Origin of the sequence: Chitinibacter sp. ZOR0017, assembly GCF_000799095.1 — a bacterium.
In the GTDB taxonomy this organism is placed as follows: Bacteria; Pseudomonadota; Gammaproteobacteria; order Burkholderiales; family Chitinibacteraceae; genus Chitinibacter; species Chitinibacter tainanensis.
In genome coordinates, this window is the sequence record NZ_JTLG01000045.1 from 68152 (window position 1) to 81632 (window position 13481).

12 protein-coding genes and 2 tRNA genes are annotated in these 13481 nt (G+C 59.4%); 7 read left to right on the plus strand and 7 right to left on the minus strand.

What is annotated here, in order from left to right; all coding sequences use genetic code 11:
* Positions 1 to 59 precede the first annotated feature (59 nt).
* Positions 60 to 135: transfer RNA gene (locus L991_RS14730), tRNA-Lys, on the plus strand.
* Positions 136 to 155: 20 nt separating this feature from the next.
* Positions 156 to 228: transfer RNA gene (locus L991_RS14735), tRNA-Lys, on the plus strand.
* 106 nt (positions 229 to 334) lie between these two features.
* Here L991_RS14735 and L991_RS14740 read toward each other — a convergent pair.
* Both L991_RS14740 and L991_RS14745 read right to left on the minus strand, forming a co-directional pair.
* On the minus strand, positions 335 to 1615 hold the full coding sequence (locus L991_RS14740; RefSeq protein ID WP_047396808.1) for an ATP-binding protein: 1281 nt from the start codon (positions 1613 to 1615) through the stop codon (positions 335 to 337).
* Entirely contained in the window at positions 1612 to 2295 is a 684-nt protein-coding gene (locus L991_RS14745; RefSeq protein WP_028450455.1) for a response regulator transcription factor, read from the minus strand. The genes L991_RS14740 and L991_RS14745 overlap by 4 nt, the downstream gene beginning before the upstream one ends.
* 162 nt (positions 2296 to 2457) lie before the next feature.
* Here L991_RS14745 and L991_RS14750 point away from each other — a divergent pair, with 162 nt between their 5' ends.
* On the plus strand, positions 2458 to 3954 hold the full coding sequence (locus tag L991_RS14750) for a S41 family peptidase (protein WP_047396809.1): 1497 nt from the start codon (positions 2458 to 2460) through the stop codon (positions 3952 to 3954).
* Positions 3955 to 4014: 60 nt separating this feature from the next.
* Here the strand turns inward: L991_RS14750 and L991_RS14755 are convergent, their stop codons facing one another.
* From L991_RS14755 to yiaY, 3 genes are all read right to left on the minus strand, one after another.
* Positions 4015 to 5559, minus strand: coding sequence for a hypothetical protein (locus L991_RS14755; RefSeq protein WP_047396810.1), 1545 nt, complete (start codon positions 5557 to 5559; stop codon positions 4015 to 4017).
* Between the two features lie 142 nt (positions 5560 to 5701).
* The gene (locus L991_RS14760; RefSeq protein ID WP_047396811.1) at positions 5702 to 6067 is read right to left on the minus strand and encodes a hypothetical protein; all 366 of its coding nucleotides are present in this window, start codon (positions 6065 to 6067) and stop codon (positions 5702 to 5704) included.
* Positions 6068 to 6497: 430 nt separating this feature from the next.
* Positions 6498 to 7649 carry an L-threonine dehydrogenase gene (gene yiaY / locus L991_RS14765; RefSeq protein WP_047396812.1) on the minus strand — a complete coding sequence of 384 codons (1152 nt, stop codon included), beginning with the start codon at positions 7647 to 7649 and terminating at the stop codon, positions 6498 to 6500.
* Between the two features lie 273 nt (positions 7650 to 7922).
* Between yiaY and L991_RS14770 the strand changes: the two genes are divergently transcribed.
* The 3 genes from L991_RS14770 to L991_RS14780 all read left to right on the plus strand — a co-directional run bounded on the left by L991_RS14770 (position 7923) and on the right by L991_RS14780 (position 10807).
* On the plus strand, positions 7923 to 8663 hold the full coding sequence (locus tag L991_RS14770) for a hypothetical protein (RefSeq protein ID WP_156129099.1): 741 nt from the start codon (positions 7923 to 7925) through the stop codon (positions 8661 to 8663).
* A gap of 366 nt (positions 8664 to 9029) precedes the next feature.
* Positions 9030 to 9836, plus strand: a complete 807-nt coding sequence (locus L991_RS14775) for a hypothetical protein (RefSeq protein ID WP_047396814.1) — start codon at positions 9030 to 9032, stop codon at positions 9834 to 9836.
* Between the two features lie 11 nt (positions 9837 to 9847).
* Entirely contained in the window at positions 9848 to 10807 is a 960-nt protein-coding gene (locus L991_RS14780) for a sensor domain-containing diguanylate cyclase (protein ID WP_047396815.1), read from the plus strand.
* Between the two features lie 83 nt (positions 10808 to 10890).
* On the opposite strand, the gene L991_RS14785 is transcribed toward L991_RS14780, so the two are convergent.
* The gene (locus L991_RS14785; protein ID WP_028450463.1) at positions 10891 to 11598 is read right to left on the minus strand and encodes a site-2 protease family protein; all 708 of its coding nucleotides are present in this window, start codon (positions 11596 to 11598) and stop codon (positions 10891 to 10893) included.
* Positions 11595 to 12473 (minus strand): DUF2167 domain-containing protein, encoded by an 879-nt coding sequence (locus tag L991_RS14790; RefSeq protein ID WP_047396816.1) that lies wholly within the window; start codon positions 12471 to 12473, stop codon positions 11595 to 11597. Before L991_RS14790 ends, L991_RS14785 begins: the two co-directional genes overlap by 4 nt.
* Positions 12474 to 12627: 154 nt before the next feature.
* Between L991_RS14790 and L991_RS14795 the strand changes: the two genes are divergently transcribed.
* The gene (locus tag L991_RS14795) at positions 12628 to 13476 is read left to right on the plus strand and encodes a GyrI-like domain-containing protein (protein WP_047396817.1); all 849 of its coding nucleotides are present in this window, start codon (positions 12628 to 12630) and stop codon (positions 13474 to 13476) included.
* Positions 13477 to 13481 lie beyond the last annotated feature (5 nt).

Here is a 13481-nt window from a genome sequence, read left to right on the forward strand (position 1 = left end):
AAAAGTGTTGACGGGCGGCCAAATATCCTTATAATTCGCGCTTCTGTATGCAACGACACGGGTCGGTAGCTCAGTCGGTAGAGCAGCGGACTTTTAATCCGTTGGTCGTGGGTTCGAATCCCACCCGACCCACCAAGCGTTCCATACATCCCTCTGGGTCGGTAGCTCAGTCGGTAGAGCAGCGGACTTTTAATCCGTTGGTCGTGGGTTCGAATCCCACCCGACCCACACGAGATTCTGCAAAAAGCCTCAACTTAGGTTGGGGCTTTTTGTTTTTCAGCGCTGCAAGTGCTCATCTCTCATTCAGGCCAAACCAGCCTTACCTGCGCTCAATCTAATTTTCCGGTTCGCGACCCAGCGGCAGCGCGAGGATGAATTTGGCACCGCCGGCGCGCGCGCCCGTTTCTACCCACACATCACCGCCATGCAAACGGGCAATCCGGCGCGTAATCGCCAGACCAAGGCCCGCGCCTTCGCTGGGAGCGCCGGCGCCTAAACGCACGAGCGGGGTAAAAATGCGTTCACGCTCGCTCTCCGGCACGCCGGGCCCGGCATCTTCGACGATCAGATAGCCATATTGCGCATCCTGGGCGCTCGTTAGCCAGACCGGCGCCGCCCCGTGGCGCAAGGCATTGGCCACCAGATTGCGCAAGGCGTACGGCAACAAAGCCGGATCAGCCCATAGCGTCAGATCTGCCGGCCATTCATCGTGCAAACCTGCAAAATCCTGCAGCACCGTACGCAGCATGGCGCGATCTACCCGGCTGCAACGCTGGCTAGGCTCATACATTTCCAGACTGGCATAGTGCAACACCTGCTCCAATAAAGCCTGCATTTGCCGAATATTAGCCTCCAGCCCAGCGCTGGCAGCGCTCGGGTTGACCTGTAATTGCTCGAGCTGGAAGAACATCCGCGCCAGCGGCGTGCGTAATTCATGCGCCACCGCATGCAATAAATCGCGCTGGGCGGCGAGTAATTCGCTGATTCTGGCAGCCAGCAAATTCATCCGCGCCGCCAGCGGATACAAGGTAGAGCTCGTCGGCAGCGCCTCGATGCGGGTGGCCAATGCCCCATCCCCCAATGCCTCGACAGCCCGCTGCAAAGTTCGCACCTCGCGCCAGTAGGGCCGGATGAGCGCCAGATACAGCCCGCCTCCAGCCAGCAAAACAAAACACAAGCCAGCCAGCAGCACAGAATCGAGTAGCGGCGGGATTTGCGGCATTTGCAGGCGCATCACCCACGGCGTATCCCCCAAACGCTGATACACCTGATCCGCCACCCCGTAGCCCGCAGCCGGATACAGCAATTCGCCTTGCCGCAAGCGGCTTTGTTCAGCAGGGGAAAAATCGGCCAAGGGCAACAACTGCAGCTTTACCTCGCCCAGCGTGTGCTGCAGGTGGCTCAGTCGCTGCGGCAAAGCATGCGGGCTATTAGGGTCGAGTAATTGCTGCGCAATCAGGCGCAAAGGGCCTTGGTAGGTTTGCCGGGCATAGTGCTGCTCGCGCCCCGCCAAAAGCTGATCATAAACCGCACCAGCCACGAGCGCCGCCAGCCCCAACACGGCCGCGGCCAGCAAGAGCTGGCGCAAAGTAGGCCACCACAGCCGATCACTCATGCCGCCACCTCGGGCAACAACATATAGCCCTGACACCAGACTGTTTTGATTTTTTCGGGGGATTTAGGGTGATCGCCCAGTTTGCGCCGCAGCCGCGACACCACTACATCAGCAGAGCGATCTAGGCCGTCAAACTCAATCCCGCGCAGGTATTGCAGCATGGTGTCGCGGCTCACCGCCTGGCCGGCATGCTCGGCCAGCAGCCAGAGTAATTCAAACTCGCTGTGTGTTAGCTCCAGTGACTGGCCACCCAGCGTGGCGCGGCGGCAGCTGCGCTGCAAATGCAATTGCCCGCGCGTGAGCTCAGCCAGCGGTGCCGGCTGGGCCCGCCGCAACAACGCCTGAATGCGCGCCAGCAACACCCGCGGCTCGACGGGCTTCACCACATAATCATCGGCCCCGCTTTCCAGGCCATCAATCTGATCCAGATGCTGATTCCGCGCGGTGAGCATCAACACCGGCAGATTGGAGATACCGCGCACCAGCCGGCAAACACTAAAGCCATCCAGCCCCGGCAGCATCAAATCCAGCAATAGCAGATCGGCGCGCTGCTGGCGCAGCCAGGGCAAGACTTCGTCGCCCCGGCTTAAATGGCTGAGCTGATACCCTTTGGCGCGCAGGTAATCGACGATCAGTGCGGCGAGCGCGGCATCGTCTTCCACCAGCAAAATATGTGGCATATGTGCATGACGGTGTACTTGAGATAGCGCCGACTATAGCGCCGGCAGATGACAGGCGACAAATCCAAGTTGTTTCGGTTTTTCACATCCATTCACATCTTCACACAGGCAGTGCGGGCGGGGCTGGCTAGCATGGCGATGTCATTTCACCGGAGCCTTCTCATGTACCCAACCCTTTTGCTCGCCAGTGTGGCGGCCGCCTTACTCAGCGCCTGCGGTGGCGGCTTACCCACCCCGGGCACTACCCCTGCCCCGAGCCAAGCGCCAACACCGGCCCCCAGCCCTAGCCCCGCACCGCTGACGGCGGCAGGCGTTTGGCTGGCCCCCGCCTATGGCTACGTACTGCAAATCACCCCTACGCCACAGGGCTATCGCTGGGCGCGGTTTGATTACACCTCACAAGGCTGCCTGCTGAGTGAAACCCAGCAACTGCCGGCCAGCGAGCTGGCGCTGCGCTTGCAGATCGACCCGGCCCAGCGGCTGGCGCAATATCGTGAAGCCGGTCAGGTTTACAGCCCCGGCATCGAGTTTGCCCCCGCCAGCGCCTTGCCCACGCAATGCAGCGAAGCGCAGCGCCGCCGCACCGTGGATGAGGCCGGCTATCGCGCCGACCCGAATGCCGATTTACAGCTTATCTGGCACACTTTTGCCGAGCATTATCATGATTTCCACCTGAGCCAGACCGATTGGCGGGCGCTGCGCCCCGCTGCTAATGCTTTAGCTGCCAGCGCGGGCGATGCCGAAGTGTTTGCTGCCGCCTGCACGCTGACCAGCGCGCTGCAAGATGGGCATGTCAGCATTTTTTATGGCGAAGACAGCTGCACCACCACCCGCAAACCCATGCTCAGCGATCTGCTCGCCGAGGAATACGCCAGCCAGCAGCAATGGACACCGCCGCTCAATCCAAGCCAGCAGGCCGCGCTGCAAGACTATGTCAGCCAAGGCATTCAGCAGCGCAAAGCCCTGCCAGCCCTGCGTTATGCCCACACTGGCACGGCTGGCGCCGCGGCCAATCAACAACTGCAATGGTTTATCACTGCGGAAGGCTATGGCTATCTAGCCATTCACCAGTTATCGGGCTTCAGTGCGCAGGACACACTGGCCAGCGATGTGGAGGCGCTGGAAGCCGGTCTCGCGCAAGCACTGCAGCAACTTGGCCAGACCAAGGGGCTGATTATTGATTTGCGCTACAACTCCGGCGGCTACGACGAAACGGCGCTACGGGTGATGCGCCGGCTACTGCCTGCGGCGCAAACGCTGTTTAGCAAACAGGCGCGTCTGGGCGAAACACGCACCGCTTTGCGCCCAGTGCGCCTCAGCCCGGCGGAGGGCAGCTACCGCCAGCCGATTGCCGCGCTGATCAGCAATAGCACGTTTAGCGCGGGCGAAATTTTGGCACTGTCTTTACGCAACCGGCCACGCACGGTATTGATTGGCGAAGCCAGCGGCGGCGCGCTCTCCGATACCTTGGTGAAACGCACCAGCGGCAAGGTGAATTTCAGCCTCTCGAACGAGTTTTACTATTCACCTCAGGGGGAATGGTTTGAAGCGCGCGGGGTGCCGGTGAGCATCCCCGCCGCCCTGCCCAGCAGCGCTGATCTTGCCCAGCTGCACGACCCCGGCATGGTGGCGGCGCTGGCTTGGCTGCGCCAGCAATAGCGGGGTATTGGCTGCAAAGCTTTAACAGAAATAGCTTTGATCGCAATACCCAAGTATGTATCAGCTAATCGTAAAAAACTCGAATAGCTCGTAGCTGGGGGTTTGCTCCAGCAGCCGGCTGGCGCGCAAAACCTGCTCGCCAGCGGCACTGTGCAAATGCAGCTCGCGCATTGGGCCAAAACTACCGCGCGGGGCGATCAAGAGCGCCGGACGTTCCATCTGTGGCCAGGGCGGCAGCGCCAGGCAATGCAAGGGCGCCGCCCCGGCCACCACCGGACTGAGCTGCAACAGCGCCGGCCACGGTGACAGCGATAGAATCTCAATACCGATCTCGGTGCTTTCGGCTTCCAGATCGACGGTTTGCCAGCGCACCGCCGCCAGCAACCAGCCCACCTCGCGCTGATCGCACACCAGCAGTGCATCCCCCACCCGGCAAGGCAAATGATCGCCTTCGATACTCAGCCGCAGGGCATAGCCGCCCGCCCCCGCGTTCAGAATTTCCCAATACGCCGGGCCTGCCGCATCCCGGCCGCTTGGCGCGCGACGTAAGGGCGCAGCGTCGGCCAGACTGAGCGGCTGGCCGGCATTGAGCTGCACCGCGGCCTGACGCAGGCCATACAGCACCGCGAGGCTGCCTTGCTCGGGCTGGCGCGGGGCCGCCCGGCGAATGTGGTTATCAAAACGGCGCGCGAGCTTGCGCCAGAGCAACACCGGAATCTCCGGCTGCACGCCGTGGTGTAGTTGATCGTTTTCGATGCGCTCGATAATGCGGGTAAGCTGGCGCAATAGCGGCCCGGTTTCCAGCCACAGCGCGATCCCGGTTTGCGGGTCGACTTCCTGATGCGGCAAGACCGGGGGCAAATCTTGATCCAACAACAGCAAAAAGCCCGTACGCCCGGGCGCTACATCACCCAATTTGCGGATTTCGCAGCTTTCGGTATCGGTTTGGATAATGCGGCGGATTTGCAATTGCTCGAGGCTACTAAACGCCGGCAGATTGGCCAGCGAAAGCAGCAGGCATTCTTTGTACAGCAACAGCATCGGCGAGGGCGGCGCCGTGCTGATCAGCTGCAAACTGATATCGCCACGCGTGACGGCGTATTTGAATAAGGTATGCAGCTGCAGCCACACGCCATCCGGCACCGGCGTATAGGCGCGCTGGCAAGCCCAGATCAGGGCCAAATAGGTACTGAATAAATCCACCAGCACGGCGACTATCGGCTTGCGGCCCAGATAAAAGCGCGCTTCGGCCAAGTCACGCAGAGTGTGCTTCAGGCCATTGGCCTGCTCCAGCAACAGCGCACACAAAAAGCCCAGCTCTTGCTTAGTGCGGCCCATCGGCTGCTTGCTCAGCGCCTGCTCGGGCTGAATTAGCCGCGCCAGCGTGGCGATGATCGGCTGGTAGCGCTGCATCAGCTGATAGCGCAGCTTGGGCTCCAGCTGGGTGCGATTTAATTGCACCAGCTGATCGAGCACCTGGCTGGCGCTGCTTTGGGTGCTTAAGAGCTGCAAGGAGCCCAGCCATTCTTCCAGCGCATGCGGATCCCGATCCAGCCGGCTGGCGGGTTGCTGGGTGATTTCCGGAGTGATTAATGCCTCAAGCACAGCGTGTATGCCTTATTGCGCAGCGCGCAAACCAAAGAGAGACGCCAGTATGCGAGCCTCGCTCGCCGTATGTCATTGGTATTATGCCGTAAATACCTAGAGGCCAGCTTGTCGCACCGCAAGTGATGGCCTGCGCTGCAACTTAGCCTTGTGCGTCGATATCCTGCAGCGACTCTTCGCCTTTGGTGGTGAGGAAATGGCCGACTTGATCAGGGCGCACTTCCAAATGGCCTTTGCGCAGCAGAAAAGCCAGCGCCTCGCCATGCGCGCGAGCAGTTGGGTCGGCTTTGAGTTTGCGCAGGGTTTCCACGCATAAATGCGAAAACAAATACTCGCGCCCTTGCGGGGTGATTTCCAAAATGCCGGTTTTGCGCGCATAGGCCGCCAGCTTATTGCCGGTGAGTGCCCGCACATTTTTGAACACATTGTGGCTCAGGCGGGTGCTGGTCAGGCCGCGGCTCACTTCGATCAGGGCCGCCAGCTCGGCTTTGGATAATTTAAGACTCATACAGATTCATCCGATAACTTTGCCCCGCATGATACGCGCTTTCGCCCCGCCACTGCGCACCACTACGCCCCAGCGGCAGAGGGCATCGCCTACCCTGGGGCCCTCGTCAGTATTCAGCCCCATATACCTAGGCACGTATAACCCCGAAGGCACCATTTTTATTTGCCTTAAAGCATATACCCAGTAAAAACCCGCCAATAGGCGGGTTTCGCAGTGTAATAACAAATCCCACTCGCGCAGCGAGGCTCCCCGCAAGGAGGGGACGGGAGGGGTGGGTATAGAACATCAAGGCTGCAGATTCAAAGCCTTATTGCCTAGGCCCGGCTTGGCCGAGACTGGAGGAAGAGTGCGCTTCTACTTTGTTAGCAGCCGAAGAAACCTGCCAAACGGCGGGTTTCTTCGGCTTCAGCGGCGCAACGCGCCGACAAGCTTAGAGGGCAGCGGCGAAAATCGCGCAGACTTCGTCAAAGCTTGGCTGTTTCGGATTGGTCAGACCGCAGGCATCTTTAAGTGCATTTTGGGCCAAGGTAGGAATATCTTCCGCCTTGGCGCCCAGCTGGCCCACGCCGCTTGGGATGCCAATATCGGCCGCCAGCGAACGAATCGCATCCAGACACACATCCGCAGCAGCATTATCCGAGAGGCCGGCGACCGATTCACCCATCGCGCGGGCCACATCGCCCAGCCGTTTGGCAGCCACCTGCTTGTTATAGGCCTGCACATGCGGCAACAAGATGGCATTACACACGCCGTGCGGCAAATCGTAGAAGCCCCCCAGCTGATGCGCCATGGCATGCACATAGCCCAGCGAGGCATTATTAAACGCCATCCCGGCCAGGAATTGCGCATAGGCCATTTGCTCGCGCGCTTCCAGATCTTGCCCATTGGCCACCGCGCGGCGCAGATACTGGCTGATGATTTCTACTGCTTTGAGCGCACAGGCATCGGTAATTGGCGTCGCCGCAGTAGATACATAGGCTTCGATCGCGTGCGTCAGCGCATCCATCCCGGTGGCAGCAGTCAGGCCAGCGGGTTTCAGCAGCATTAGCTCTGGGTCGTTCACCGACAGAATCGGCGTGGTGTGTTTATCCACAATCGCCATTTTCACATGCCGGGCTTCGTCGGTAATGATGCAGAAGCGGGTCATTTCGCTGGCCGTACCGGCGGTGGTGTTAATCGCAATCAGTGGCAGTTGAGGCTTGGCCGAACGATCCACGCCTTCGTAATCTTTGATACTGCCGCGATTCACGGCCACCAGGGCAATCCCCTTGGCACAATCATGCGGCGAGCCGCCACCCAGTGAAATCACGCAATCACAGCCGTTTTTCTGCAATAGCGCCAAGCCGGCTTCGACATTGCCGGTGGTCGGGTTGGGCTGAACACCATCAAACACCACACTGGCCACGCCGTATTCAGTCAAGAGGCTTGTCACTTTTTGCACGATACCCACCGCCACCAGCGGCACATCGGTCACGATCAGGGCTTTTTGATAACCATAGGACTGGATGGTTTTCGCGGCATCGGCCAAACAGCCAGCGCCCATCAGATTCACGGTTGGAATAAAAAATGCAGTGGTAGTCATGAGAAATCCCCTTTCAGGATCTGGATCAGGTGTACCCAGCCTACGCCCAGTTTCACTGTAAGAATTTGCGCCAAAGCAAACCCTGCTGACGTCGATTTAGCGAGCGTGCATTTATCCACATTCGCGCCTTGGCGCTAGCAAAATCGCGGTCTGCCAAGCAATACGGCAAAGCATTTAGCTGGCCAATTCGCGCAAAGCGTCGCCGATCTGCCACAGCCGGGCCATGCCGTAGTCCATCGCCCGGCACTACCGCTGATAATGGGCAAAACTGTGATGGAAACCCTCGGAATGAACTGTACCGGTTGCGGTGCGGCGCTCGCGATCGATGCGCTGGTTTGCCCCTACTGCGGATTGCACAATGCGGTTGACCTATTGGCGATCCGCGATTTCAAAGTGCTGGCTGAACACAGCGAACTGCGCTGCCCGGCAGGCTGCGGCGATCTGCGCTTATTGCAACTGGGTGCGGGCCTGCACACCACGGTGGGACACTGCCCCAGCTGCAATGGTCTGCATTTCGCCCCGGGCGCTTTGCAAATTGCCCTCGATAAAGTCGCTGGCCAGGTGCGCGAAATTAACCACGGCCGGCTGGCGCGAATCAAAGCCGAGCGCATCCCGAGCGATAGCGTGCGCTACCGTCCCTGCCCGGTGTGCCAAAAACTGATGCACAGGCGCGCTTTTAGCCCACAGGTACGGATCATCGTCGATGATTGCCATGCCCATGGCCAATGGCTGGATAGCGGGGAATTCACCGTACTGGCCGAATGGCACGAGGCCGGCGGCCAGCAGCTGGCGGCGCAAGAGGCCGAACGCCAACAGCGCATTGCCAGCGTACAGGGCAATCTGCCACCCCCGCCACCCACCGAGCCGACGCCCGTTGGCCAGCGCCCGCTGCCGGATTGGCTCAGTGCGCTCTTGATCGCCGGCGTAATCGCCTGGCTATTTGGCCTGATCTGGCCGGTGTGGCTATTACTCGCTGGTGCAGCAGGCAGCTGGTGGTGGCAACGGCGGGGCTAGTGATATACCTAGCCACGTATACGATCACAGGCTTCATCAGAAAAGGCCTTCATTCACATACCCATGAGGTCCCTGTGCATTGATTGTCCTTTGCGCGGCTTAGCCCTTGTTGCATCAATACCACGCAGCTGGGCGGCCTTTTTCTTTGTAAGCGCCAAGGCCTTCGGTCAGCATGCAGAAAGAAAACCAACATAGAACGCGTCAAACTTACGTATAGCCACGGGCCTAGTGTACGTAGCGGGAGGCAAGCCGCCACAAGGCCACATCAATGCGGCAGACCGTGTAAGCCCAATACGCCACTGACATCAATCCATCAGCAAACGATGATAATCTGCCGTTTATCACTGGCAAGCATCGGATACCCGCATGGCTGAACCCCGTTTCGACACCCCGGTTTTTATCGTGGAAAAACAAAGCACGCCCGTTGATCTGAGCGCGACGCCGTTTTTCTACAACGCCGCCGGCCAGCCCAGCTATGTAGCCAGCTTGCCGGCCGGGGTTACGCCACTGAGCCCGGTTGCCACCGACCCTGCACTGGCGGTGGGGCATGAATATCTGGTGCGCGAGGTGGTGGGCGTAAAGCCCAATGCGCCATATGGCATTGAAACCCAGCTGGGCATGCAGGGCGAGCGCATTACCTACGAGCCGCTGTGGGTAAGCCGCAGCATTGCCGCTGCGTTTGGCATTACGCTGATTGCGCCGGGTGAGGCCATCCAGATCGCGAGCCCGGTGCCAACGCTGGCGCATATCGAATACGAATACGGCGTGTTTGCCGGGCATTGGTCGCCGTATCAGGGCACCGGCAATCAGCTACTGACCGAGGCGTGTACCGATCTGGAGCACCATGATTTTCCGCATGTGTTTGCCTCGACCGATGCCGATTTTCCGCTGGTGATTTCGGTCGCCCGCTATTGGCCGGCGCTGGGCAAAATCCGGCTGGCCGATTTGTGGGTGCCGACGGGCTATGCGCTGTATATTCCGCCCAAACCGGCCGACCCGGCGCTGCCCTGTATTGATCTGCACAATAACCGCAATTCGGCGCGCGCCTGCTGGGGCCAGCTGCACCGGCACAGCATCCACACCGACACCTTATTACAAGCTGAGCATGGCTATTTCTACTGGTACTGGAATGCCATCCCCACCCACCACAGCCACCCGGCCCAACCCGGCTAATGGAGCCCCGCATGCCGCTCGATGAATTACTCACCCCCGATAGCGCCGTGTATAAAACCCTGCTCGAATCGACCAAGGCGATCCCGTGGCGAATCGATTGGGCCACCATGGCTTTTACTTATATCGGCCCGCAGATCGAGCCGCTGCTCGGCTGGGAGCGCGATAGCTGGCTGAGTGTGAATGACTGGGCGGAGCGTATCCACCCCGATGATCGCGAAGCGGTGGTGAATTTTTGCGTGGCGCAATCGCAAAGCGGCATCGATCACGAGGCCGACTACCGGGCGCTCACGCGTGACAATGGCTATGTGTGGATTCGCGATGTGGTGCATGTGGTGCGCAATGCTGCTGGCGAGGTTGAGGCGCTGGTGGGGTTTATGTTCGATATCAGCGAGCGCAAAAAAACCGAAGAAAAACTCTTAAGCCTGCAAAAAGAGCTTGAAGCGCTGTCATTCAAAGATGGCCTCACCGGCATCGCCAACCGGCGCAAATTCGATGCCCAGCTGCATGCCGAATGGGCCAACGCCCAGCGCAGTGGCGAGCCGCTGTCACTGATCCTGCTCGATATCGATTACTTCAAGCAATACAACGATCTATACGGGCATTTGCAAGGTGATGAATGCCTGCGCCAAGTGGCGCAAACTTTGCAGCTGGCCGCGGCCGGCCCGCGCGATCTGGCCGCCCGCTTTGGCGGGGAAGAATTTGTAATTTTGTTGCCTAATTCCGATCACAAAGCGGCGCAAAAAGTCGCCGCGCGCTGCTTGCGACTGATTGATAAATTGCAATTACCCCATGCCAAATCCAGTGGCAGCCACCACATCACCGCCAGCTTCGGGGTGGGCACGCTGCCGGCCGGCGATGCGCGCAGCGCGGCCGAGCTAGTCGCGGCAGTCGATCGGCTGCTTTATCGCGCCAAGCAGCAAGGCCGCCATTGCATTGTGAGCGATCAGGCCAGCGAAGCCTGCACGGCCTAAATACCCCGGCAGGTATTGCTCACAGAGCTAGATAAAACAAGGGCCGGTGAGCAATACACCAGCCTTGTGTTTTGGTGCGCGGCTTAGCGCCCGATCAGTGCATGTACATCATGACTCATGATGGCCAAATACGCCGCCAGACCCAGATACAAGAGCCCGTAGCTAAAGCGATCACCACTGCTGGCCTGATAGTAATGCTGATTAGCCGGATCATGCGGATCAAATTGCCACGCCAGCTTGAGCTGCGGCAAGGCCAACACGGCCACCAGCACCAGCATCGGGCTGGGCCGATACACAAACAGCGCTAGCAAAATCGGCACGCCCAGCAGCCACAGTCGGGGCGACAAAATGGCGGTAATTCGCCCGCCATCAAACGGCGCCAGCGGTATCAGATTAAACAGATTGAGCATAAAGCCGGCATAGGCCAGCGCATAAAACAGCGGGCCGCCGCCGGCACGGGCATAGAAATAACACGCCACCGCCGCCACGGTACCCGCCAGCGGGCCAGCCAGTGCGATATGGGCTTCGGTTTCCACATTCATCGGCTGCGCCTTAAGTTCGATCCACGCACCAACAAAGGGGATAAACGTCGGCGCGCCCACATCCAGCCCCCGCTGGCGCGCAGCAAGATAGTGGCCCAGCTCATGCACCAGCAACAGGCCAACGAAGCCCACGGCATACGGCCAGCCAAAGAACCAGCCATACACCAGCACCGACAGCAGCATGCTGCCGCCGGTGGTGAGCAATTTGCCCAGCTTTGCGCTGCTTAAAAGCAGCAACAAGAGCTTCATACTTGCGCCGAATCGTCAGATTTACCGCCAAAGAAGCGCCGGATCGCCGCAAAGCCGCCGACCAGCGCCAAACCGATCAGCTTGGCCGATTTCGCCAGAAAGGCGCCAATCACCGCCAGCAGGCCGAGTTTTTTCGCGGCCACCCCACCGACCAGCGCAGCCAGGCCATATTCGGCCACCTTGTCGGTGCTGGCGTTAAAGTCGCTGTAGCGTTTGCCATCGTTAAATTCCAGCGCCGCCAGCAATTGTTTGGCGATGGGTTTTTCTGCCTCTACCGTGCTCATACCGGTCACCAGATTCATACTGATATAGCCTTCGCGGCCTAGGGCATAGGTGTTGTAATTCACTCCTTGCTCGGCATCGCTGCTCGCGCCTTTATCACGGGTATTGGCCGACCAGACCAAGCGATGGCTGGCCGCTTCGTAAGTTGGCTTTTCCACCCAGCCAATCACCTCAAATTCAGGAATACCGCGCTCTTTGCGCATTTTATTGGTTTCTTCGGTGCCTTCTTTCAGGCTGGTGAGGAGCTCGGCCGCATCCCAGTCTTTGGCATCGTCGTCTTTGATGTAGCCTGATTTTTCATAGCTGACATCAATAAACCAGTTTTGCTGCTCATCTTCCGGCATGATCAGGCCCAAGAGATCATCGCCCACCGAATTGCCCATCGCCACCATCAGCGTTTTGGCCTCGGCTTGTGGGATAAACGCATAGCCGGCAGGTAATTTCAGCTTGGCCTGATCAATCAGCCCGATCTCGGCCGGGCCATGCTGAGCCGCCTTGGCTGCGGCCTGATAGGCACTTTGAATCGCCGGATCACTGGCCCACAGCCAGCTACTGCACAGCAAGGCCAGTACGGCCATGAAGAGTTTTTTCATCATCTCACCTTGTTTGGTTTTGGTTTTATGAAAGAAAGATGCTGATCCTGCCAACTGAGTAAGTCAAAATTTAAGCCAACATCTGTCAGACTAAGGGCAAAGTGCGCAACAAAGATCAATCCGCCAGCGCTAAGCTCACCGGCATGGAGACACCATGAAAAAACCCGCTACCGTTCAAGACTATGCCCGCCGACTGCAGCGCGCAGTGGGGCTGATCTGGCAACACCCGCAGCAGAGCTATTCGCTGGAACAGCTGGCCGCGGCCGCGCATTTCTCGCCTTACCACTTCCACCGCATTTACCGGGAGATGATGGGCGAAAGTGTGGGCGCCACCCAGCAACGCCTGCGTTTACTGCAAGCGGCGCGTTCGCTAGGCCAAACGCATGCGCAGCAGCTCGAACGCCTGGCGCGGCGCAGTGGCTACGGTAGCAGTGCCGCCTTTGTACGGGCGTTTGCCGCCAGCTATGGGCATACCCCGGGCGCCTACCGGCGCATGCGGCTACAGGTACTCCAGCGTCATTTACAACAGGAGCCCAGCATGTACCCGATTCGTCTGCATACCCAAACTAGCCCCTTGCCGCTGGCCTTGTGCCCACACCAAGGGCCGTATATCCAGATTGGCGAGGCCTTTGCCAAGCTACAGCTGCACAAAACCAGCCTGCCCGTGAGCCTGCCGCTACGCTGGTTCGGGCTGTATTTTGATGACCCGCAATCGGTGGCACCCGAGCAATTACGCTCGGCCGCCGCGCTAACAGTGAACGCCGATGCGCCACTGCCCGTGGGCATCGAGGCCTTTGCGCTACCGGCCGGTCGTTACGCCGTGCTGGAGCACATCGGCCCCTATAGCGAGCTGGAGCAAGCCTATCAGTGGCTGTATGGCGTGTGGCTGCCGGCCAGTGGTGAGCAGCCGGGCAATGTACCGGTCATCGAGCAATATCTGAATCTACCGATCGACACCCCGCCAACCGAGCTACGCACTGAAATCTGGGTCGCGCTGCAATAACACCC